General features: G+C 69.8%; 21 protein-coding genes and 2 tRNA genes. 20 read left to right on the top strand and 3 right to left on the bottom strand.

Annotated features, from left to right (window positions below; translation table 11 throughout):
* The 11 genes from rplU to CW359_RS36260 all read left to right on the top strand — a co-directional run bounded on the left by rplU (position 1) and on the right by CW359_RS36260 (position 13,350).
* Positions 1-321: a 50S ribosomal protein L21 gene (gene rplU / locus CW359_RS36210; protein ID WP_006374708.1), complete on the top strand. Its 321-nt coding sequence runs from the start codon at positions 1-3 to the stop codon at positions 319-321.
* A 14-nt stretch (positions 322-335) separates the two neighbouring features.
* A complete protein-coding gene (gene rpmA / locus CW359_RS36215) occupies positions 336-590 on the top strand; it encodes a 50S ribosomal protein L27 (RefSeq protein ID WP_105974470.1) in 255 nt (84 codons plus the stop codon).
* A 139-nt stretch (positions 591-729) separates the two neighbouring features.
* Positions 730-2,166 (top strand): GTPase ObgE, encoded by a 1,437-nt coding sequence (gene obgE, locus CW359_RS36220; protein ID WP_105974471.1) that lies wholly within the window; start codon positions 730-732, stop codon positions 2,164-2,166.
* 342 nt (positions 2,167-2,508) lie between these two features.
* Positions 2,509-4,062 carry an alkaline phosphatase D family protein gene (locus CW359_RS36225; RefSeq protein WP_105974472.1) on the top strand — a complete coding sequence of 518 codons (1,554 nt, stop codon included), beginning with the start codon at positions 2,509-2,511 and terminating at the stop codon, positions 4,060-4,062.
* A 174-nt stretch (positions 4,063-4,236) separates the two neighbouring features.
* Positions 4,237-5,739 carry a bifunctional cytidylyltransferase/SDR family oxidoreductase gene (locus CW359_RS36230; RefSeq protein WP_105974473.1) on the top strand — a complete coding sequence of 501 codons (1,503 nt, stop codon included), beginning with the start codon at positions 4,237-4,239 and terminating at the stop codon, positions 5,737-5,739.
* Positions 5,740-5,883: 144 nt separating this feature from the next.
* Positions 5,884-7,914, top strand: a complete 2,031-nt coding sequence (locus CW359_RS36235) for a hypothetical protein (RefSeq protein WP_105974474.1) — start codon at positions 5,884-5,886, stop codon at positions 7,912-7,914.
* Between the two features lie 122 nt (positions 7,915-8,036).
* Positions 8,037-9,164 (top strand): glutamate 5-kinase, encoded by a 1,128-nt coding sequence (gene proB / locus CW359_RS36240; protein WP_105974475.1) that lies wholly within the window; start codon positions 8,037-8,039, stop codon positions 9,162-9,164.
* A 198-nt stretch (positions 9,165-9,362) separates the two neighbouring features.
* Positions 9,363-9,827, top strand: a complete 465-nt coding sequence (locus tag CW359_RS36245; RefSeq protein WP_105974476.1) for a hypothetical protein — start codon at positions 9,363-9,365, stop codon at positions 9,825-9,827.
* A 108-nt stretch (positions 9,828-9,935) separates the two neighbouring features.
* Positions 9,936-11,222: a glutamate-5-semialdehyde dehydrogenase gene (locus tag CW359_RS36250; RefSeq protein WP_105974477.1), complete on the top strand. Its 1,287-nt coding sequence runs from the start codon at positions 9,936-9,938 to the stop codon at positions 11,220-11,222.
* A 359-nt stretch (positions 11,223-11,581) separates the two neighbouring features.
* The gene (locus CW359_RS36255; RefSeq protein WP_105974478.1) at positions 11,582-12,178 is read left to right on the top strand and encodes an SCO2584 family spore wall biosynthesis protein; all 597 of its coding nucleotides are present in this window, start codon (positions 11,582-11,584) and stop codon (positions 12,176-12,178) included.
* A gap of 101 nt (positions 12,179-12,279) precedes the next feature.
* Positions 12,280-13,350 carry an SCO2583 family membrane protein gene (locus tag CW359_RS36260; RefSeq protein ID WP_105974479.1) on the top strand — a complete coding sequence of 357 codons (1,071 nt, stop codon included), beginning with the start codon at positions 12,280-12,282 and terminating at the stop codon, positions 13,348-13,350.
* Positions 13,351-13,357: 7 nt separating this feature from the next.
* Here CW359_RS36260 and CW359_RS36265 read toward each other — a convergent pair whose 3' ends face one another.
* A complete protein-coding gene (locus tag CW359_RS36265; protein WP_105974480.1) occupies positions 13,358-14,455 on the bottom strand; it encodes a M48 family metallopeptidase in 1,098 nt (365 codons plus the stop codon).
* 101 nt (positions 14,456-14,556) lie between these two features.
* Here CW359_RS36265 and CW359_RS45550 point away from each other — a divergent pair, with 101 nt between their 5' ends.
* The 9 genes from CW359_RS45550 (at position 14,557) to CW359_RS36300 (ending at position 19,663) form a co-directional block, all read left to right on the top strand.
* Positions 14,557-14,727 carry a hypothetical protein gene (locus CW359_RS45550; protein WP_157968702.1) on the top strand — a complete coding sequence of 57 codons (171 nt, stop codon included), beginning with the start codon at positions 14,557-14,559 and terminating at the stop codon, positions 14,725-14,727.
* 131 nt (positions 14,728-14,858) lie between these two features.
* Positions 14,859-15,023 carry a hypothetical protein gene (locus CW359_RS46085; RefSeq protein ID WP_198655517.1) on the top strand — a complete coding sequence of 55 codons (165 nt, stop codon included), beginning with the start codon at positions 14,859-14,861 and terminating at the stop codon, positions 15,021-15,023.
* Positions 15,024-15,062: 39 nt separating this feature from the next.
* Positions 15,063-15,689 carry a nicotinate-nucleotide adenylyltransferase gene (nadD, locus tag CW359_RS36270; RefSeq protein WP_105974481.1) on the top strand — a complete coding sequence of 209 codons (627 nt, stop codon included), beginning with the start codon at positions 15,063-15,065 and terminating at the stop codon, positions 15,687-15,689.
* Positions 15,690-15,705: 16 nt separating this feature from the next.
* Positions 15,706-17,454 (top strand): LCP family protein, encoded by a 1,749-nt coding sequence (locus tag CW359_RS36275; protein ID WP_105974482.1) that lies wholly within the window; start codon positions 15,706-15,708, stop codon positions 17,452-17,454.
* Between the two features lie 141 nt (positions 17,455-17,595).
* The gene (gene rsfS / locus CW359_RS36280; RefSeq protein ID WP_105974483.1) at positions 17,596-18,039 is read left to right on the top strand and encodes a ribosome silencing factor; all 444 of its coding nucleotides are present in this window, start codon (positions 17,596-17,598) and stop codon (positions 18,037-18,039) included.
* Complete coding sequence (locus CW359_RS36285) at positions 18,036-18,695, top strand: histidine phosphatase family protein (RefSeq protein WP_105974484.1); 660 nt, start codon at positions 18,036-18,038, stop codon at positions 18,693-18,695. The genes rsfS and CW359_RS36285 overlap by 4 nt, the downstream gene beginning before the upstream one ends.
* Before the next feature lie 75 nt (positions 18,696-18,770).
* Positions 18,771-18,843 (top strand) — tRNA-Ala (locus CW359_RS36290).
* Positions 18,844-19,274: 431 nt separating this feature from the next.
* On the top strand, positions 19,275-19,508 hold the full coding sequence (locus tag CW359_RS36295) for a hypothetical protein (RefSeq protein ID WP_044472114.1): 234 nt from the start codon (positions 19,275-19,277) through the stop codon (positions 19,506-19,508).
* A gap of 82 nt (positions 19,509-19,590) precedes the next feature.
* A tRNA-Ala gene (locus tag CW359_RS36300) sits at positions 19,591-19,663 on the top strand.
* A 133-nt stretch (positions 19,664-19,796) separates the two neighbouring features.
* Here CW359_RS36300 and CW359_RS36305 read toward each other — a convergent pair.
* Positions 19,797-21,416 (bottom strand): NADH-quinone oxidoreductase subunit NuoF family protein, encoded by a 1,620-nt coding sequence (locus CW359_RS36305; protein ID WP_105974485.1) that lies wholly within the window; start codon positions 21,414-21,416, stop codon positions 19,797-19,799.
* Positions 21,413-22,717, bottom strand: a complete 1,305-nt coding sequence (locus tag CW359_RS36310) for a ferric reductase-like transmembrane domain-containing protein (RefSeq protein WP_198655518.1) — start codon at positions 22,715-22,717, stop codon at positions 21,413-21,415. Before CW359_RS36310 ends, CW359_RS36305 begins: the two co-directional genes overlap by 4 nt.
* Positions 22,718-22,902: the final 185 nt, after the last annotated feature.

A 22,902-nucleotide genomic window follows, 5' to 3' on the forward strand; every position in this document is an offset into this window, starting at 1 on the left:
GTGTACGCCATCGTGCGCAGCGGTGGTCGCCAGCACAAGGTTGCTGTCGGCGACATCGTTGAGGTTGACAAGATTTCCACTGCCAAGGTTGGCGACACCGTAGAGCTCTCTACGCTGCTCGTTGTCGACGGCGACGCCGTGACCAGCGACCCGTGGGTCCTGGCCGGCATCAAGGTCCAGGCCGAGATCGTGGACCACCACAAGGGCGTCAAGATCGACATCCTTCGCTACAAGAACAAGACCGGCTACCGCCGTCGTCAGGGCCACCGCCAGCAGTACACGGCGATCAAGGTCACTGAGATCCCCGCGGCTGCGAAGTAAGGGACTGAGGAGAGATGGCACACAAGAAGGGCGCATCGTCCACCCGGAACGGTCGCGACTCCAATGCTCAGCGGCTCGGCGTGAAGCGCTTCGGCGGTCAGGTCGTCAACGCCGGTGAGATCCTGGTCCGCCAGCGTGGCACCCACTTCCACCCCGGCGCGAGCGTCGGCCGTGGCAAGGACGACACGCTGTTCGCGCTGGCCGCCGGTGCGGTGGAGTTCGGTACGCACCGTGGGCGCAATGTCGTGAACATCGTTCCGGTCGCCTGATCACTCAGGCTCCACAGAACGCAGTTCTTCGCGAGGCGGACCTCACTTCCTCTACGGGAAGTGGGTCCGCCTTTCGCTTGTTCCACCTGTGCAGAGATTTCTGCCTGACGATGTACGTACGTAACTGGAGGCACATCCCATGACCACCTTCGTGGACCGCGTCGAGCTGCATGTCGCCGCGGGTAGCGGAGGTCACGGCTGTGCCTCCGTCCACCGTGAGAAGTTCAAGCCGCTGGGCGGGCCCGACGGCGGCAACGGCGGACGCGGCGGCGATGTGATCCTCACCGTCGACCAGTCCGTCACCACGCTGCTCGACTACCACCACTCCCCGCACCGCAAGGCCACCAGCGGCAAGCCCGGCGAGGGCGGCAACCGCTCCGGCAAGGACGGCCAGGACCTGGTGCTGCCGGTGCCGGACGGGACGGTCGTGCTGGACAAGGCGGGGAACGTGCTCGCCGACCTGGTCGGGCACGGGACCTCCTTCGTCGCGGCCGAGGGCGGGCGTGGTGGGCTCGGCAACGCCGCGCTGTCGTCCGCCCGGCGCAAGGCGCCCGGGTTCGCGCTGCTCGGGGTGCCCGGGGGGCTGCAGGACATCGTCCTGGAGCTGAAGACCGTCGCCGATGTGGCGCTCGTGGGGTATCCGAGCGCCGGGAAGTCTTCGCTGATTTCGGTGCTGAGCGCGGCCAAGCCGAAGATCGCCGACTATCCGTTCACCACGCTTGTGCCCAACCTGGGTGTGGTGACCGCGGGCGCGACCGTGTACACCATCGCCGACGTGCCCGGGCTCATTCCCGGCGCCAGCCAGGGCAAGGGGCTCGGCCTTGAGTTCCTGCGCCACGTCGAGCGGTGCAGTGTGCTCGTGCATGTGCTGGACACCGCGACGCTGGAGTCCGAGCGTGACCCCGTCTCCGACCTCGACATGATCGAGGAGGAGCTGAAGCAGTACGGCGGGCTCGGGGACCGGCCCCGGATCGTGGTCCTGAACAAGGTCGACGTACCCGACGGGCTCGACCTCGCCGAGATGGTGCGGCCCGAGCTGGAGTCGCGCGGCTACCGCGTGTACGAGGTGTCCGCCGTCGCCCATATCGGGCTGAAGGAGCTGTCGTTCGCGCTCGCCGAGATGGTCGGGCAGGCGCGGGCCGCCAAGCCCAAGGAGGAGGCGACGCGGATCGTCATCCGGCCCAAGGCCGTCGACGACGCGGGCTTCACCGTCGTCCTGGAGGAGGACGGGCTGTTCCGGGTGCGGGGCGAGAAGCCCGAACGCTGGGTGCGGCAGACCGACTTCAACAACGACGAGGCGGTCGGTTACCTCGCCGACCGGCTCAACCGGCTCGGTGTCGAGGACAAGTTGATGAAGGCGGGGGCCCGGGCGGGGGACGGCGTGGCCATCGGGCCCGAGGACAACGCGGTCGTCTTCGACTGGGAGCCCACGGTGATGGCCGGTGCGGAGATGCTCGGGCGGCGTGGTGAGGACCACCGTCTCGACGTGCCGCGGCCCGCTGCGCAGCGGCGGCGTGATCAGCAGGCCGAGCGGGACGATGTGCAGCGGGAGTTCGACGACTTCGAGCCGTTCTAAGGGGGCGTGAGGGTGCGGTGGGGCCTTTCTCGCCCCCGCCGCCCCTACCCGTCCCATCCCTTCCTGGGGGCTGCGCCCCCAGACCCCCCTATCGGCCTGGACGGCCTCGTCCTCGAACGCCGGACGGGCTGAAATGCCCGGGCCGGCCTCGTCCTCAAACGCCGGACAGGCTGAAATGCTGAAAAGACCCTGCCTTCTGGCCTGTTCATGTCGTTGTCTATGATCTTCCCCTGATTCATTGCTCAGGGGTCTCCTCTTGTCTGCCTCGTCGTACTCGGTCGGTCGGGCTGTCGTGGGAGCTTCCGTAGGTCCAAGAAGCTGCCCAGGCAAGGGAGTTCGACGATGAGTGACGCCGTGCCGCCCGGAAGACGTCGGTTTCTGACCGTTGGAGCCGCCGCCGCTGCCGGAGCCGCCGCTTCCGGGCAGTTGCTGCTCGCGGGGACCGCCCGGGCCGCGCAAACCCCCTTGCCCAGCGGGGTGTTCAGTCTCGGGGTCGCCTCCGGTGATCCGCTGCCCGACGGTGTCGTGCTGTGGACCCGGCTCGCCCCCGACCCGCTCAACGGCGGTGGGATGCCCGACCGGGCCGTCGTGGTCGAGTGGCAGATCTCCGAGGACTCCAAGTTCCGGCGCAAGGTCAAACGCGGGTACGCCTGGGCCCGGCCCGAGTTCGGGCACAGCGTGCACGCCGATGTGCGCGGGCTGAGCCCCGACCGGCACTACTGGTACCGGTTCCGGACCAGCGGGCAGCTCTCGCCGGTCGGGCGTACCCGTACCGCTCCCCGGCCGCTCGTCTCCGGCAGCCATCTGCGCATCGCGCTCGCCTCCTGCCAGAACTGGCAGCACGGCTACTTCACCCCGTACGCCGACATGCTCGCCCAGGACCCCGACCTCGTCGTCTTCGTCGGCGACTACATCTACGAGTCCCCGCCCGCGACCACCGGCGTACGCAGGCACGAGGGCAGCGGCGAGCCGTACAGCCTCGTGCAGTACCGCAACCGGTACGCCCAGTACCGCAGTGACCCGCACCTCAAGGCGATGCACGCCGCCGCGCCCTTCGTCGTCACCTTCGACGACCATGAGATCGACAACGACTTCGCGGGAGACATCCCTCAGGATCCCGACAAGCAGACCCATGACGCGTTCGTCGCGCGGCTCACCGCCGGGTACCAGGCCTACTACGAGCACATGCCCGTCCGCGCCACCTCGGTGCCCGACGGGCCGCACATCCGGATGCACCGCCGGCTCGACTTCGGGCGGCTCGTGCGGCTCAACGTGCTCGACACCCGGCAGTTCCGCAGCGACCAGGCCACCACCCAGGCCGGTGCCCTCGACCCGGCGATGACCATGCTCGGTGCCGCGCAGAAGCAGTGGCTGCTGAACAGCCTGCGGGGGTCGCAGGCGCGGTGGAACCTCATCGCCTCGCAGATCATGATGGCCGAGACCGACCTCAAGATCGGCGACGGCAAGCTCTGGTACTACGACGCCTGGGACGGCTACCAGGTCGAACGCAACGCCCTGCTCGCCGAGTTCGCGAGCGTCCGTAACCCCGTCGTCCTCTCCGGCGACCGGCATCTCACCATGATCAGCGACCTCAAGCGGGACTTCGCCGACCCCGGCTCGGCGGTCGTCGGTGCCGAGTTCGTCGGTACGTCCATATCCAGCGCCGGCGACCAGGACCCCGTCGCCTTCCACAAGGAGTGGGACCCGCGCATGGGGGACAATCCGCACTGGAAGGTCATCGACAACCACCGCGGATACCATCTCTTCGACATCCGGCGGGCCGGTATCGACGCCCAGGTCCGGGTCGTGAACACCGTGACCAAGCCCACCTCGCCCGCCCGCACCCTCGCCAAACTCCGCGTCGACTCCGGGAAACCGGGGGTACGGCAGGTCTGAACAGGTCTGACCGGCGAAAGGGCACACGGGCGACCGTAAGCAGAATCACTGGAAATAATTTCCGGTGAATGACAGGTTGCGCACGCATATGCGCCGGGCGGCGCTCACCTTGCATTGCGGTTACCGCAGGTGGGACGATTTCAGGGTTCTCTGTTGCCCCGAGGTAGGTCGCCCGTGTCCCAGCGCAAAGCAAAGCCCCGCACCACCGCCGTCGTCCTCGCGGGCGGCACCGGTCAGCGGGTGGGCCTGTCGATTCCGAAGCAGTTGCTGAAGATCGCCGGGAAGGCGGTCATCGAGCACACCCTGAACACCTTCGAGCAGGCCGACTCGATCGACGACGTCATCGTCCTGATGGCGCCCGGCTATGTGCCGGACGTCGAGAAGATCGTCGCCAAGGCCGGTTTCCGGAAGGTCACCCGGATCATTGAGGGCGGCGCCACGCGCAACGACACCACCGAGCGGGCCATCGCCGCGCTGGGGGAGGGGCTGGAGGAGGGCGAGGACCGCAACGTCCTCTTCCACGACGCCGTACGGCCGCTGCTGTCCCAGCGGGTCATCGACGACTGTGTCGTCGCCCTGGAGCGGTTCCAGGCCGTCGACGTGGCCATTCCCTCCGCCGACACGATCATCGTCACGCGGACCCATGGGGAAGACGGTGAGTTCATCACCGAGATTCCCGACCGGTCGCGACTGCGGCGCGGGCAGACGCCCCAGGCGTTCAAGCTGTCGACCATCCGGCGGGCCTACGAGGTCGCGGCGGGCGACCCGAACTTCCAGGCCACGGACGACTGTTCGGTCGTACTCAAATACCTGCCGGACGTGCCGATCCATGTCGTCGCGGGCGACGAGTACAACATGAAGGTCACCCAGCCCGTCGACGTCTTCATCGCCGACAAGCTCTTCCAGCTCGCCTCCACCGCCACGCCCCAGCAGATGAGCGAGGAGGCGTACCGGGAACTGCTCACCGGCAAGACCCTCGTCGTCTTCGGTGGGTCGTACGGCATCGGCAAGGACATCGCCGAGCTGGCCGAGGGGTACGGCGCCAAGGTGTACGCGCTCGGGCGGTCCACCACCGGGACGCACGTCGAGAACCCGGAGGAGGTCGACGACGCGCTGTCCAAGGCGTACTCCGAGACCGGGCGCATCGACCACGTCGTCAACACGGCCGGCGTCCTGCGCATCGGCAAGCTCGCCGAGACCGACAACGCGACCATCGAGGAAGCGCTCAAGGTCAACTACCTGGCCCCCGTGCAGATCGCCCGGTCGGCCTACAAGTACCTCGCCGAGACCAAGGGCCAGCTGCTGCTCTACACCTCCAGCAGCTACACGCGTGGCCGGGCCGAGTACAGCCTCTACTCCTCCACCAAGGCCGCGATGGTGAACCTCACCCAGGCCCTGTCGGACGAGTGGGCCGCCGACGGCGTCCGCGTCAACTGCGTCAACCCGGAGCGCACGGCCACCCCGATGCGTACGAAGGCCTTCGGCGAGGAGCCCGCGGGCTCGCTGCTCTCCTCCGAGGCGGTGGCCCGTACGTCGCTGGACGTGCTGCTGTCCGAGCTGACCGGGCATGTCATCGACGTCCGCCAGCAGGACCCGACGGCCCCCGCGGGCCGCGCGTCCGGCTTCGAACAGGCGCTCGCCAGCGTCCTCGACCGCCAGGACGACGACCTGGCATGAAGCGCGACGGCGAATTTCGGTATCCGGACCGTACGGAATGCGAAAAAACCGCCGGACAGGCTCCCCGATGATTTCCCGACCGATTTCCGGGTCTTTCTCAGATACAGGTTCTCCTTGATTTCCACTGCTATTCGCGTCGCCCGGGTGGGCAGCCCGGCCGAACTGGCCGCGGCGGTCCTCATGATGCTGGGCTTCCCCTGTCTCATGCTGGCCGCGCTCCTCCCGAGCGTGCCCGCCTTCGCCGCAGCCGCCGCAGTGACCTACCTCGCGGACCACTATCTGCACCGCCGGGGCAGCTATCTGATCAACCGCCTCGGCAAGGTCAGGGCGGGCGCCTCCATCCGGTTCCTGGTCCGGGAACTGCTGGTGCTGCTGCTCCTGGCCCGCGCGGACCTCTCCCGGAGCCTGATCTTCTACGCGGCCATCGCCTGCTTCATCGCCTTCTACGGCTTCCAGGCCCCGCACGGCGCCCTGACCACGCTGATCCGCAACCGCCGCCGGATGCCGGTCGCCACCCGCAACGTCGACCTGGCCTCCCGCATCCCCATCCCGGACGCCCCGCCGCGCTTCCTGCTCGACCGCTCCACCGAGAAGATGCTCCACCTCGACCTCGCCGCGATCACCGGCATCCTGATCACCGTCGAGACCGGTTCCACGGTGTACGGCATGACCGGCGTCGGCATCACCCTCGGGCTGGCCTTCCTCTACGTGATCGCCCTCGCGCCCTATGTCCGGGGCCGCCGGATCCCGCCGGACGCGGAGACGGTGCTGGCCGCGACGGACGCGTGGCTGCGCGAGTACCGGCCGCAGACGCTGCTGTACTTCTCCGGCTCCAAGGACTCGGCGTACCAGGTCAACATGTGGCTGGAGACGATGGAGCAGCTGGAGACCCGGCCGCTGATCGTCCTGCGCGAACGCGTCATCCTGCACAGCCTCGCGCCCACGACCGTCCCCGTCATCTGTGTGCCCGGCGGCATCCATCTGATGAACCTGGACCTGCGCACGGTCCGGGTCGCGCTCTACGCCGCGAACGTCGGCAAGAACATCCACCTGCTGCGCGTACCGACCATGAAGCACGTCTTCATCGGGCACGGCGACAGCGACAAGATCGCCAGCGTGAACCCCTTCAGCAAGGCCTACGACGAGGTGTGGGTCGCCGGGCGGGCCGGACGCGACCGGTACGCCATCGCCGACGTGGGCGTGCGCGACGAGGACATCGTCGAGGTGGGGCGGCCCCAACTGGCGCCCATCCGGCGGGCGGAGGGGGGACCGGAGGGGCCCCGCGGCGGAGCCGCTGTTGAACACTGCCCCACGGTTCTCTACGCGCCCACCTGGGAGGGCTGGGACGACGACCCCGGCAACACCTCCCTCCTGCTCGCCGGCGAGAACATCGTGCGCGCACTGGTGTCGGCCGAACCGCCGGTCCGGGTGCTGTACAAGCCGCACCCCTTCACCGGCACCCGCAGCGAGGAGGCCGGGGCTGCCCACGCGCGGATCACCGCGCTGGTCGAGTCGGCGGCTGCCGAGCGGGCCGCCGACCCGCGCTTCCAGGGCGACGGCGACGAGCGGGCGCGGGCCGGGGCCGACCTCGCCCGTGTCGAGGCGCGGCTCGCCGAACTGACCGGGCCCGGCGGCGAGAAGGGCGACGAGGCGGAGGCGACCCGCGACGGCGTCGTCGACCTGGAGCGGCACGAGGAGATCGCGCGGCTGCGCACCGAGTGGAACGACGCGTACTGGCGTTCCTTCGGCGCCGCCGAGCACCGGGTCGTCACGGGCGCCGAACCGCGCCTGTACGACTGCTTCAACGTGTCCGACGCGATGGTCTCCGACATCTCCAGCGTGGTCTCCGACTTCATCGAGAGCGGCAAGCCGTACGCCGTGACGGACTCGGCGGAGCTGGGCGCGGAGGAGTTCAAACGGCAGAACACCGCCGTACGGGCCGCCGTGATCCTCAGCAACGGCGCCGAGGAACTGGGGCAGTTGCTGGATGCCGTACGCGATCCGGCGGCCGATCCGCTGGCCGGTGAGCGCGCCGAGCTGAAGCGGTATCTGCTCGGGCCCGACGAGCCGCCGTCCATCGAGCAGTTCAACACCGCGACGGCCGACCTCGCGGTGAAGGCCGAGGCACGCAACGCGGGGCAGAAGCGGCAGGCGGCGGCTGCGACGCGGACCTGAGATCCGGGGGCGGGCCGTTCCGGGACGCTCCGTCCGCCCACTGGACCGACGCGCGTCCCCAGGGGCCGTTCGCGTAAATTGCCCCCCAGCACAGCCGGACGACCCGAGGGGACAGACCGCAGGTGGCAGGGGCAAGGCAGGCCGTCGCAGAGGCTCACCGGATCGTCGTCAAAGTGGGTTCCTCGTCGTTGACCACGGCGGCCGGCGGGCTCGACGCCGACCGGGTCGACGCGCTCGTCGACGTCCTCGCCAAGAGCCGCAGCGGCGGTGCGAAGGAGATCGTCCTCGTCTCCTCCGGGGCCATCGCCGCAGGTCTCGCCCCTCTTGGCCTGCGCCGCCGGCCCAAGGACCTGGCCCGGCAGCAGGCCGCCGCGAGCGTCGGGCAGGGGCTGCTCGTCGCCCGCTACACCGCCTCCTGCGCCCGGCACGGCATCCGCGTCGGGCAGGTGCTCCTCACCTCCGACGACACCAGCCGCCGCGCCAACCACCGCAACGCCGCGCGCACCCTCGACAAGCTCCTCGCGATGGGCGCCCTCCCGGTCGTCAACGAGAACGACACCGTCGCCACGGACGAGATCCGCTTCGGCGACAACGACCGCCTCGCCGCCCTCGTCGCCCACCTCGTGCGCGCCGACCTCCTCGTGCTGCTGTCCGACATCGACGGCGTGTACGACGGCGACCCCAGCAAGCCCGGTACGTCCAGGATCGCCGAGGTGCGCGAACCCGCCGACCTCGCCCACGTCGACATCGGCAGCGCGGGCAAGGCGGGCGTCGGCACCGGCGGCATGGTCACCAAGGTCGAGGCCGCCCGGATCGCCGCCGCCGCGGGCATCCCCGTCGTCCTCACCAGCGCGGTGCACGCCGCCGACGCCCTCGCGGGCCGGGACACCGGCACCTACTTCCACTCCACCGGCAGGCGCTCCGCCGACCGCCTGCTCTGGCTCCAGCACGCCTCCACTCCGCAGGGCTCGCTCACCCTCGACGACGGCGCCGTGCGCGCGGTCGTCCAGGGCCGCAAGTCGCTGCTGCCGGCCGGGATCGCCGCCGTCGAGGGCGAGTTCGTCGCGGGCGACCCCGTCGAGCTGCGCGACAGCGCGGGGCAGGCCGTCGCGCGCGGGCTCGTCAACTTCGACGCCAAGGAGATCCCCCAGCTGCTCGGCCGCTCCACACGCGAACTCGCCCGCGAACTGGGCCCCGCGTACGAGCGCGAGGTCGTGCACCGGGACGACCTGGTCGTCCTGAACCCCTGAGCCTGCTTTTCGCGGTCCTTCACTCCTGTCCCGCAAAGGCCGAAAACAGGGGGAACGCCCCGCAAATCCGCCCGCCGTGAGGTGGACGTTCCGCAAAAGCGCCCCATGAAGCCTGCGTACCTGCTTCTCTCTGTTTCAGGGAGATTCCGCACGACCCATCAGGCAGACCATCGGGTAAAGGAGGCCGTCGTGAGACGAGTGCGCCCTGGGGCGGCGGCGTCCCGCGGTGGAACCGCCTCCCGCAAGGTGGGCGAGGAGCGCGCCCTGACGAGTGTCGTGGCCGGCGCCCGCTACGAGGAGGCGTACGAGGAGCCCAAGGACGTGCCCCGGCTGTGGCATGTCACGCTCAGCGTCTCCGGCGCCGAGGCCCCGCTCAAGGAGGTCAGACGCGGACTGGAACAGCTGGCCCACGACCACCCTTTCCTCCTGACCAGCCGCTACGCCAACGACCACGCCGAGATCCGCTACTGGGAGGAGGCCCGCGACCTGCACGACGCCGCGGCCGTCGCCCTGCGGCTGTGGGGCGAGCACCGCCAGACCGCGCAGCTGCCGCCCTGGGAGATCGTCGGCCTGGAGGTCATCGACCGCGAGACCTACCACCACCGCATCGCCGAGGGCTACGGCCCCCTCCCGGCGACCCCGGTCGGCGTCCACCCTTTCTAGGGGCATGCCTCCAGGGGCCCGCCCGGCTGATTTGCGGGCTCTGAGAGGGTTGTCTCGGGGTTTGGGATAGCCGGTGGACGGTTTCGCCCGGCGCACTACGCTTCCCCCATGACCACGCTTTCGCCGTACGACTCGATGTCCCCGGTCACCCGGGCCGCCTACCGCGCCAAGGCAGCCGCCGCCGACCTCGCCCCCCTCCCGCGGGCCGAGAAGGACGACGCGCTCCTGGCCATCGCGGACGCGCTGGAAGTCCGTACGAGTGAAATCGTCGAGGCCAACGCCAAGGACATCGCCCGCGCGCGCGAGGCCGGCACCAGCGAGACGGTCATCGACCGGCTGACGCTCACCCCGGAGCGGGTGCGCGCGATCGCCTCCGACGTCCGGGACGTGGTGGCGCTGCCCGACCCGGTCGGTGAGGTCGTCCGCGGCTCGACCCTGCCCAACGGCATCGACCTGCGCCAGGTCCGCGTCCCGCTGGGCGTCGTCGGCATCATCTACGAGGCCCGCCCGAACGTGACGGTCGACGCCGCCGCCCTCTGCCTGAAGTCCGGCAACGCGGTACTGCTGCGCGGCTCGTCCTCCGCGTACGAGTCCAACACCGCCCTCGTACGGGTCCTGCGCGACGCCGTCGGAGGGGCCGGGCTGCCCGCGGACGCCGTCCAGCTCGTGCCCGGCGAGAGCCACGAGTCCGTACGGGAGCTGATGCGCGCGCGTGGCCTGGTGGACGTCCTCATCCCGCGCGGCGGCGCCTCCCTCATCCAGACAGTCGTCAGCGAGTCCACGGTCCCCGTGATCGAGACCGGCGTCGGCAACTGCCACGTCTACGTCGACGCCCAGGCCGACCTCGACATGGCCGTCGACATCCTGATCAACTCCAAGGCCCAGCGCCCCAGCGTCTGCAACTCCGCCGAGACCCTCCTGGTCCACCAGGACATCGCCGCCGAGTTCCTGCCGCGCGCCCTGGACGCCCTCGCGGAGGCCGGGGTGACCGTGCACGCCGACCCGCGCGTGCTGGCGTACGCCGCCGACTCCAAGGCGACCGTCGTCGAGGCGACGCTGGAGGACTGGGACACCGAGTACCTGTCCTACGACATCGCCGCCGCCGTGGTCGACTCCCTCGACAAGGCCGTCGAACACATCCGCCTGTGGACCTCCGGCCACACGGAGGCCATCGTCACGACCTCGCAGCAGGCGGCCCGCCGCTTCACCCAGCTCGTCGACTCGACCACGGTCGCCGTCAACGCCTCGACGCGCTTCACGGACGGCGGCCAGTTCGGCTTCGGCGCGGAGATCGGCATCTCGACCCAGAAACTCCACGCCCGGGGCCCGATGGGCCTCCCGGAACTGACCAGCACGAAGTACATCGTGACGGGCGACGGCCACATCCGCCGCTGAGCCGCCCGATCACGGCAGCGCGAGAAGGGCGCCCGCCTGGACGCGAGCGCCCACCGGTGCCGCGCCTCTGGCGCATCCCGTGCCCCACGGACTGCTGCGGCGCATGCTGTGCCTTTCCGGGGGGCGACCCCCGGACCCCCGGCAGAAAGGCGTGTCGGCGGGTGTGGCCGGAGCGAGTGCCCCGGGGGCGGACCTGGGCGATCGTGGCTCCGCGTCGGGTGCCCGGTGTTCGAGCGGTGCCGTGCCTCTGGCGTATCGCGTGCCCCACCGCGTACTGCGGCGCATGAAACGCATCTCATCCAGGAGCTGAATTTCCCTACCGCCTGCCCAAATTGACACCCCCGGTCTACTCTGGACGTGTGCCGGAGGACGTGGGGGGCACGCCGTTCTTCCCTGACGGCTGGGAGCCCGAAGACGACCACGACCGCGGGGTGTCGGACGAAGAGTTCGCCTCCGTGGTCTTCGACGAGGCCTTCGTACGGGCGGCCGTGGTGCACGAGCCGACCGCCGTCGAGCGCCTCCTGGCCGCCGCGCAGGCGAGAGCGGAGGCCTCCGAGGCCGAGGCCCGCCGGGCGCACACCAGAGGCCCCAGAGGGGACGACGAGCGCTTCGAGGACGGCTTCGGGCCTGACGACCCCGGCTATTTCGGCCACGATCCGGATCTTGACGATCTGGACGACGCCGAGGTTCTCGAGGGTCGCTACGGCGCTCCGGGCACCCACGGCAAGCAGGTCTCCCGCTGGCACCGTCCCGTCGCCTGGATGCTGGCCCTCGTGATGGGGATCGGCATGGTCGCGCTGGCCTTCACGGCGGTCTACCGAGGGGCGTCCTCCAGCCGCCAGGAGCATGTGCCGCCGCCCGCCTCGACCGGCCTCGAACAGGGCAGCGCGACGACTCCCTCGGCCTCCGCCGACTACTCCCAGCCGGCCGTTTCGGCGATCCCGCGCACTCCTTGACCCAAACCTGTCCGCGCCCTGTTTCTTCCTGGTGAGAACCTGTCAGAACTTGTCGTACGAGAGGGCGTTTACCGGGGCTTCCCGCGACCTACTCTGAATGTATGGGCGGACCAGGAGACCCACCTGAGGGGACACCCGAGGCTGCCCCTGGGGGCGGCGAGGACGAGTACCGATCCGTCGTCTTCGACGAGTCGTTCGTCCGTGCTGCCCGGCTCCAGGAGTTCTCCGCCCAGGAGCGCCTCGACGACCACGCACCCGCCGTACGCCGCCGCCAGCCCCTGCACCGGGGACTGTCCCGGCAGGCGCTGATCCTCGTCGTACTGATCGCCCTCGCCTTCGGCACCGCGATCTACATGGGCGTACGCAACCCCTACCAGAGCCCGGTCGCCGAGCGGGCCCCCGAGCCGCTGCGGATGACCGTCATCCCGCTCGCGCCGCAGGGTGCCGTGCCCGGCGCGACTGATCCCGAACAACTGTTCGCACACAGCCCGGCGGCCCAGTTCGGCGTGGGCGCCGAGGGCATCGCGCTGCCCGCCGTCCGGAGCACCGCGCACTTCTCGGACAGCCAGGTCGTCAGCGCCCTGACCACCGCCAAGGACTACATAGTCGAGTCCTCGCTCTACCCGGCGGTGCTCACCGGCGGCGAGGTCCGTGCCGTGCGGGTGATGCTCGACCCCGACCAGCTCGACCAGTTCGACCAGAGCTTCGACCAGCCGTCCGCCGACGGCAGGCACGCGCCCACCGGCTGGCTGGTCCGCTTCGACCCCTCCCGCGCCCAGCTCGCCGACGACAGGATCCGCGTACGGGGCACCCTGCGGGCCGCCGAGGCCGACTCGGCGACCCTGGAGGTCGTCGCCGACCACACCTTCGTCTACGCGCTGCGGCCGACCGGCGCCGGCGACAAGGCGAAGGCCTCCCTGTTCACCGTCCGGCGCGAGCTGCACTTCAGCTTCGACCGCGACGACCTGCGGATGCACCAGGCCCGCCTGGTCGTCTCGTACGTCCAGGCGGGGCCGCTGTCCTGCGCGGAGGACTCCGTCGGTTACCTTCGGCCGCTGCTGGCCGGACAGACCGCCAAGGCGGGTGGGCCCGCCGGTACCGACCCGTTCGCCACGGACGGTACGACGGCGTTGTGCGGGTCGCTCGCGGCGGGGGCGCAGCCGACGGTGTGAGGGTGCTTCAGTCGTCCGGAGTTGTGTCTCGTGGCGGTTGTGTCGAGCCGCCGAAGCCCCTTCGTACCCTGCCGCCCAGGTCGCCCGCTCCGCCCGCGATGTCGGTGACCAGCTTCATCAGGGGGTCCTTGGAGTTCTTGACGTTGCTCGCGTAGCTCGACGCCGATTCGCGGAACGAGCCGGAGACCGACGTGTCCTTGTCCTCGGTGCGGCGCGGGTAGTGGCCGTCCATGATCCGCTGGAAGTCGCGGGACTCCGCCCACTTCTTCAGCTCGGCGGCGCGCACCGTGGTGAAGGGGTGGGTGCGCGGGAGGACGTTCAGGATCTTCAGGACCGAGTCGCGCAGGTCGCCGCCCGCCTCGTACTCCTCGGCCTGGGCGAGGAACGCGTCCACGTTCATCTCGTGCAGGTGGTTGCCGCCCGCGATCTTCATCAGGCCGCGCATGGAGGCCTTGAGGTCCTGGCCGACGAGCAGTCCCGCGCGGTCGGCGGACAGCTCCGACTTGCGGAACCACTCGCGCAGGGCGGTGACGATCGCCATGATCGCGATGTTGCCCAGCGGGATCCAGGCCACGCGGAGGGCCAGGTTGGTCAGGAAGAGGAGGATCGTCCGGTAGACGGAGTGGCCGGAGAGAGCGTGGCCCACCTCGTGGCCGACGACGGCCCGCATCTCCTCCTCGTCGAGCAGCTCGACCAGGCCGGTGGTGACGACGATGATCGGCTCGTCCAGGCCGATGCACATCGCGTTGGGCTGGGGGTCCTGGTTGACGTACATCGGCGGGACCTTCTCCAGGTCCAGGATGGCGCAGGCGTCCCGCAGCATGGCGTCGAGGTGGACGAACTGCTGGTCCGAGACCCGCACCGAGTCGGACAGGAACAGCAGCCGCAGACTGCGCTCGGGGAGCAGTCCGCTGAGCGCCTTGAAGACGGTGTCGAACCCGCTGAGCTTGCGCAGGGCGACCAGGGCGGAGCGGTCGGCCGGGTGCTCGTACGCCCGCGAGGAGATCCCCGGGAAGCGCCTGCGCTGCCTGCTCGGCACGTTCTCGTGGGCGTCCGGGCCCTCGCCGGGCCCGTGCCCGTTGCTCTCGTGGCTGTCGTCGGACATGTGTTCCCCCATGCGTCGATTGCCCTTATGTGCCCCCCGAAGCGGGGCCCAGCCTAGGCGGAGATACCGTGGCGGGGCAGCACACCGTAAGGAGCGATCCGATGGATCCGATGGACCACACCCCCGCGAGCGACTGGATCACCGAGGCCGCGAAAGCCGCCGAGAGACAGGGATCCGGCGATCTGCTCCGGGTCGTGCTGATCGTGATGTTCTTCGGCTGCATCCTGACCGCGTGGTTCCTGCTGCGGGGGTACAGGGAGAAGGACGACTGAAAGCGCCCGGAAGTTCCCCGCCGGAGCCCCGCCGCGGCCTGTCGGCGGAGTCGGCGTGATCCCCGTCGGCGGGCACGCTTACGATGGGCCGACGTCTTTATCCCGCCCTCACCGGATAGGTCCTGCCGAAGATGAGCTTCCACAGCACCGCAGCCCAGTTGGTCACCCTTGCCGCCGAGGGCGAGGAGCACGGCGGCAACCACGAGAGCCTCAGCCCCTACCTCACCGGTGGCGGCGCCTTCTTCATCCTGATGCTCCTGCTGTGGATCACCACCCGTTTCAACCGTGACCGCTGAGTAGGGTCCCCTCAGACGGGGCCGGTAGTGTCTGCAGGCATGGGAGAGCAGGACATGCCTACCGGCCCGTCGAACCCGGGCAAGCGCCGCCTCGGCGTCATGGGCGGGACATTCGACCCGATCCACCACGGACACCTCGTGGCGGCCAGTGAGGTCGCCGCGCAGTTCCACCTCGACGAGGTGATGTTCGTACCGACCGGGCAGCCGTGGCAGAAGAGCGACCGCAGTGTGTCACCGGCCGAGGACCGCTATCTGATGACGGTCATCGCGACCGCCGAGAACCCCCAGTTCTCGGTCAGCCGCATCGACATCGACCGCGGCGGCCCGACGTACACCACGGACACCCTGCGCGACCTGCGCGCGCTCAATCCCGACACGGACCTGTTCTTCATCACGGGCGCCGACGCGCTCGGCCAGATCCTCACCTGGCGCGACGCCGAGGAACTGTTCTCCTTCGCGCACTTCATCGGGGTCACCCGGCCGGGTCACACCCTGACCGACCCGGGACTCCCGGAGGGCGGTGTCTCGCTGGTCGAGGTTCCCGCCCTGGCCATCTCGTCCACAGACTGCCGTGCGAGGGTCGCCAAGGGCGACCCGGTCTGGTATTTGGTGCCGGACGGTGTGGTGCGCTACATCGACAAGCGCGAGCTGTACCGCGGCGAGTGAGCCGAGAGGGGCACCGGTGAACGACCGATACGACTCGGGGTACGACGGCGACCAGCAGTACGAGCTCGTCGGCTACGACGACTACGGCCGGCCTGTGTACCAGCCGGTACCGCCGCCGCAGCAACAGCCGTACCAGCAGCAGCACGTGCAGCCGGGGCAGCAGTCGTACGACCCCTACGGGCAGCAGGCGCCCCAGCAGCAGGGGTACGAGGGGTACGGCTACGACCCCTACGCGACCGGGCAGCAGCAGGCCGCGCCCTCCTACGACCCCTACGGCACCGCGAACCCCGCCACCGGGTACGACCCCTACGGGCAGCCGGCGAGCAGCGGGCAGCAGCCCCGGGTCGCCGAGCAGCAGGCGCCCGCCGCACCGGCCGCACGCACCGCGCAGGCCGAACCGGCCGCCTTCGTACCGCAGCAGGGCGGCCCGCCCACCGCGGGAGACGTCTCCCAGGCCGCCGTGGCCCCGCAGGAGCCCGCGGGCGAACGCGACTACAGCACCCAGCAGTTCGCCTTCGTCGAGCAGCCGGACGGCGACTCCGAGGACGTCATCGACTGGCTGAACTTCACCGAGAACCGCACCGAGCGCCGCGAGGAGGCCAAGCGACGCGCGCGCGGGCGTGCCGTCGCCCTGGTCGTCGTACTCGCCCTGGTGGCGGTCGGCGGCGTCGGCTACCTCTGGTACGCGGGCAAGCTGCCCGGGACGTCCTCCTCGGACACGAAGGCGGGCGGTGCGACCAGCACGGCGGCCCAGAAGCGGGACGTCGTCGTCGTGCACCTGCACAACACCAAGAAGGGCGGCACCTCCACGGTGCTGCTCGTCGACAACGCCACCACCAAGCAGGGCGCCACCGTCCTGCTGCCCAACTCCCTCGCCCTGACCGACGACGACGGCTCCACGACCACCCTCGCCAAGTCCGTGGACGACGACGGCTCCTCCGGGACCCGCGACGCCCTGGACACCGTCCTGGGGACCGACATCGAGGGCACCTGGCGGCTGGACACGCCCTACCTGCAGAACCTCGTCGAGCTGGTCGGCAACATCGACATCGACACCAACGCGGACGTGCCCGACCCCGACAGCGCCAAGAAGGGCACGGCGCCCCTGGTGAAGAAGGGCGAGGACCAGACCCTCAGCGGCAAGATGGCCGTCGCCTACGCCACCTACCTCGCCTCCGGCGAGACCCAGGACGCCCAGCTGGAGCGGTTCGGGGCGGTCATGCAGGGCGTGCTGCGCAAGCTGTCCTCCGACGCCCAGGCGGCGACCGTCACCGTGCAGACGCTCGCGCAGATCCTCGACCCCTCGCTGACCGACAAGGACCTCGGCGGCTTCCTCGCCAAACTCGCCGACCTCGCCAAGGGCGGCGACTACAAGACCTCGCTGCTGCCCGTCCAGGGCGACGGCACCCTGAGCGCCCAGGCCAGCTCCTCCGTCGTCAAGACGGTCCTCGGCGGCACCGCCAAGAGCCCCGACAAGGACGCCGCGGTGCGTGTCTCCGTGCAGAACGCCACCGGCGACAAGACCGACACCGAGAAGGCCCGCGTGGTCCTCCTCAACGGCGGCTTCACCTTCCTGGAGGCCGGTACAGCCGGCACCCCGGCCGCCACCTCCCAGGTGCTCTACGCCGACGCCGCCGACAAGGAGAACGCCACCGAGGCCGCCAAGACGCTGGGCCTGCCCACCAGTGCGGTCAAGAAGGGCACGGTCACCTCGAACGCGAACGTCTCCGTGATCCTCGGCCAGGACTACGAGCCCGCCTCGTGATCCCGTACTCGTGATCCCGTAATGGTGATCCCTTTAATGACGTGGGGTGGTGTCGGCGGTCCGTGAGACCCTTGGGTATCCGTAGCAGTACCCGTAGTGGTACCCGTACGGTTTCCCCGACCGCCGACCGAAAGCCATGTAGTGACCGCCACTGACCGTTCCATCGAGCTGATCTCCGCCGCCGCGCAGGCGGCGGCCGACAAGCTCGCGCACGACATCATCGCCTACGACGTCAGCGACGTGCTGTCGATCACGGACGCCTTCCTGCTGGCCTCGGCTCCCAACGACCGTCAGGTCAAGTCGATCGTCGACGAGATCGAGGAGCGGCTCAGCAAGGAACTCGGCACCAAGCCGGTCCGCCGCGAGGGCGACCGCGAGGCCCGCTGGGTGCTCCTGGACTACGTCGACATCGTCGTCCACGTCCAGCACAGCGAGGAGCGCGTCTTCTACGCCTTGGAGCGCCTCTGGAAGGACTGCCCCGAACTGGAGCTGCCCGCCGACGCGAAGGCCACCCGCGGCAAGGCCGCCGAGCACGCCAAGCTCCAGACCGAGGAGGACACCGCCGACTTCGGAGGGCTGCGTTGAGCGCCCCCGCGCGCGGGTCGGGTCCGGGCCGCCGCCTCATCCTGTGGCGGCACGGCCAGACCTCGTGGAACGTCGAGCGGCGCTTCCAGGGCACCACGGACGTCGAACTTACCGAGACCGGCGTCGGCCAGGCCCGCCGCGCCGCCCGGCTGCTCGCCTCCCTGAAGCCCGACGCGATCGTCGCCTCGGACCTCCGGCGGGCGGCGAACACCGCGCGGGAGCTGGCCGACCTCACCGGCCTCACGGTCACGCACGACGAGGGCCTGCGGGAGACCTACGCGGGCGTCTGGCAGGGCCTGACGCACGAGGAGATCATCGCCCGCCACGGCGACGAGTACGCCGCCTGGAAGCGCGGTGAGCCGGTCCGCAGGGGCGGCGGCGAACTGGAGACCGAGGTGGCCGACCGCGCCGCCCCCGTGGTGCTCAGGCACGCCGAGAAACTCCCCGAGCAGGGCACCCTCGTGGTGGTCAGCCACGGCGGCACCATCCGCACCACCATCGGGCGCCTCCTCGGCCTGGAGTCCCACCACTGGGAGAGCCTCGGCGGCCTCTCCAACTGCTGCTGGTCCGTGCTCGGCCAGGGCGCCCGCGGCTGGCGTCTGCTGGAGCACAACGCCGGCACGCTGCCCGAGCCGGTGCTCGGTGACGACGACTGACCCGGATTTCACTTTCCGGCAGGCCACAGGCTAAAGTTCTTCTTGTTCGCCCGGCCAGGCCGGAGAGGAACACGCGGGGCTATAGCTCAGTTGGTAGAGCGCCTGCATGGCATGCAGGAGGTCAGGAGTTCAATTCTCCTTAGCTCCACAGCAGATGATCGTGGATCAAGATCCCGTCCCCTCCGGGGGACGGGATTTTTCGTGCGCCCCGCTTGAGTCACTTGGGGCCCGGAGGCGTATACCTCTGCGGAAGCTCTTCTTACGTGCGCGTTCGTACCGGCAGGGACGGCCTCGGCGGGTCCCGTGTCCGGACTGGTACGAAGGCGTCGCTGACCGTATTGGTCCGGTCGTGGCAGAATCAAACGGCCGGAAGGGGGCGCGGCCCGACGGGAGGGAGTTGCGATGCCTGCGAGCATCCTCAGGGAGGTCGGTCACCTCCCTGAAGCGGCGGTCATACGAGGCAGGAGAACCCGTCTCAGCTGCCCTTCCTGCGGTTCCGGCCATGTCGCCCAGGTGCTCGGTGACAACGGTGGCATTTCCTACGTGTGCACGGCCTGCGGCCACAGCTGGAGCTGATCGATGGGTGCACACAGGAGGAAATGCGACTGGTGCGGCAGTGGTACGCCGATCGTCCGTGACATGGAGCCGGTGAACCATGACTACCAGTACTGGTGCGAGGAATGCGCACGGGCGCTGATCATAAAAGGCGACCCGATCGAGACCTACCGTGAGCTGGAGGGCGAGCCGATCTACGGCCGGCTCCTGGAGGAGCACTGCACCCTCAAACGCTTCTACTCGTTCGTCACGGCCTGACCCCGGGAAACGATTTGGTGGTCCACCGGGGGGACCGGTAATGTTGGCGTCGCGCCGGGGGAACCCGGTCGCAACACCGCGCGGGGCTATAGCTCAGTTGGTAGAGCGCCTGCATGGCATGCAGGAGGTCAGGAGTTCAATTCTCCTTAGCTCCACAGGAAGTTGAAGGCGGGTCATCCGATCAGGATGGCCCGCCTTCGGCGTTGCTCAGTAGGTACGGACTCGGCACGTACAGAGGGGGGAGGGCCACCGCGGTGGCCCTCCCCCCTCTGTGACTACGAACGAGCGTCAGCGACCGCTGCCGAGGGCCCTGCGGCCCCGTCCGCCGCGCTGGGACAGCACCGGCAGGCGGTCGGGGGCCGAGGCCCTGGTGTCCTCCTCGATGCGCAGCGCGAGTGCCGGGCAGCGGCGTACCGCGCGCAGCGCCTTCGCCTCCGCGTACCGGGGGACCTTCGCCTGGGCGACGGTGGGGAAGCCGTCGGGGCCGAGTTCGAAGACCTCGGGGAGGATGTCGGCGCACAGGCCGTGGCCCCGGCAGAGCGTCCAGTCGACGAAGATCTTCTGACGGCTGGGGCCGTTCTCCTCCTCCGTCTGGCCGCCCGGGATGCCCGTGGGGGTCTGGCCGCCCTCGAAGAGCGGCAGAACGCCTTCTACGGGCCTTCCGCAGCCGTTTCCGAGGACGTGGGCGGCGAGGTCGTCGGTGAACGCCTTGATGGTCGATTCCAGGAACATCGCGGAGCCGTCGGGGTGCGAGCACGCACCGCGCCGCTTCACGGACCTGGCGACCTGCTTGACGGCCTCCAGGGCGGCCGGGCCGCCGCCGTTGAGGATGTCCTCCATGCCGCGCGCGGCGGCGGGCAGGCCGAGGTAGCAGGGGCCGCACTGGCCGGCGCTCTCCTCGGCCAGCCACTGGGCCACGCGCAGCGACTCGCCCAGCGGGCAGGTCTCCTGACTGATCGGCAGGATCGCGCCGGCGCCGAGGGCGCCGCCGACGGCGTCCAGGGAGTTGCGGGAGACGATCGCCTCGTTGACGGTCGCCGCGTCGATCCACTTGCCGTGGTAGCCGCCGGTGAGCACGCCCTGCGGGACCGGCGGGGCGCCGGCGAGCTGGAGGACGTACCGCAGGGGCACACCTGTCGGGACCTCGATCACCATGGGGCGGGCGACCGCGCCGGAGACCGTGAGCATGACGGTGCCCGGCTCGTCGTAGAGGCCGGTGTTGCAGTAGCGCTCGGCGCCGATGCGGGCGGCGATCGCGAGCTGGGCGTACGTCTCCGCGTTGGACAGCAGGGTGGGCGCTCCGCCGACGCCGCTCTGCGAGGCGCTGATCTTGCGGCCGGGCGGGATCGCCGGGCCGCCGTCGATGGAGCGGATCAGGGAGGCGGCGGCGCCGGTGACCATGCGGATCGGATTGCGCTGCACGCGCGCGCGGAGCGCGGAGCGGCGGCCGTTGTTGAGGCCGCGCTCGGCGAGCGCCGCCTCCATGGAGCGCTGGGTGGATTCACGTGTCACCCCGATGACCAGGGTGCGGGCGCCCATGGCCTCGGCGCAGAGCAGGGCGCCGTCCAGGATGAGGTGCGGGGCACGGTTGACCATCACCGTGTCCTTGCGGCAGGCGGGCTCGTCCTCGCTCGCGTTGACGACGACGACCGGCCGTACGCCGCGGCGGATCGCCGACTCAGCTACCGACCGCAGCTTCTTGTGGAAGGGGAAGCCCGCGCCGCCGCGGCCCTTCAGGGAAATGCGCTCGGCGAGCTGTGCGAGCTGCTCGCCGCCCATCGGTTCGAGCGGACCGTGCACCTTGAGGTGCATGGGCAGATCAAGTCGTTCGACAAGGTCGAAACCCGACGTGAGCTGGGGAAGCCCGACCACGCGGACCTCGGGTACGTCGGGCAGAGCCTCGTTCACTTAAAGCCTCCGGAAGGCGCGTTCCAAGGTTCGCCCGAGCCCGGTGCGTCGAAGTCGTAGGGCGCACCGGGGTTCGTGTCTGTGGCGGGACCGCTGTTGTACGTGTCGTTCGCGTTGTACGTGCCATAGGCGGCATTCGACTCACCGGTGTTGTACACATCACCCGTTCCGTACGGGGCGGTGCCCGGATTGCCATAGGCCGGGATGTTGTATCCGGTGTCGTTCATCGGGTCGTACGCCGACACGGGGGCCTCGCCGACCGGCGGCGGGGACGGGATCGGCCAGCTGCCCGACGTGCTGCCGTCCACGCGCGGCATCGCCTCGGTGGCCTGGATGTCCATCCGCGCGGTCTGGTCCATGTACGAGTCCTGCGCGCGCGGGGGCGTCACCGCGCGGTAGGCCGCCGCGAAGCCGTCGTTGGCGGGCTCGGGCGACATGGTGCGGCTGGCCGGGGCGTCGTAGAACCCCGATGTGCTGGGCGCGTTGCGCTGCGGGGGCACCTCGGCGTCGCCACGGCCGCGCGGGGCCCTGCCCTCGGACGGGTTCCCGTAGCCCGGCAGGCCGGCCTCCCCGAGGCGTGCCCGGCTCGCGTCCAGGTCCTCGCGGCCGTACTGCTCCTGGGAGCCCAGGAGCGCCATGATCTGGGCGGCCACCTTGCGCTTGAACGGGCGGGGCGCCGAGCGCAGGGCCAGGGCCGCCATGACCGCGACCAGGGACAGGCCGTACAGGATCGTGAAGATCGGCTTCGCCTCGCGTCCCGCGTACAGGCCGTGGACCAGCGCGAAGCACCAGGCCGGGTAGGCCAGCATGTGCATCGCGCGCCAGCGGGCCGCGACCGGGGCCGGGGAGGCGAACCGGCTGCGCAGCGCTCCGGTGACGGCTGTGAAGATCATGAGCAGGCCGGCCAGGGACCCGAAGCCGATGAGACTCCCGGTGCCGGTGACGCCGAGGCTGAACGGGATCAGTGCGGCGATCAGCGGAGCGTGGTCGAGCGCGATCTTGACCGAGATGTGCAGCAGCAGGAAGGCGACCGAGGCGACGGCGGTCGTCCGGTGCACGGCCTGCGCGATCAACCGCTGACGGGTGTTCAGGAACACCCGGTCGGTGGCGACCAGACCCCAGATCACCGCGGAGGTGAGGGCGACCAGTGACAGCACACCGGCGCCGAAGTTCAGGAAGTCCTGAAGCTCGTCACCTCCGACGACCACGATCACGGGTATGAGCAGCAGCACGGCAGCCGTCGCCATCCCGTAGGCCGAACGGCCCGTCCTGGGAAGCGAACTGTTACTACGAGGGTTCATGGGGGCAACTCCGAGCGGTTCGGGAAGGCGGTCCCGCGTCGAACTCTAAGTCGAGACATACCGAGGAGTACGAGGTTTGAGTTATTGCGCTGTTACCAAAGGGCTGTGAGGCCGTTGTGATGTCCCATAGGGGTTGTTACGCGAAGTAATTATTGAACCTGGTTCAGCTTTTGCTGTGTGGCGAT

It is taken from the genome of Streptomyces geranii, from assembly GCF_002954775.1.
GTDB lineage: Bacteria > Actinomycetota > Actinomycetes > Streptomycetales > Streptomycetaceae > Streptomyces > Streptomyces geranii.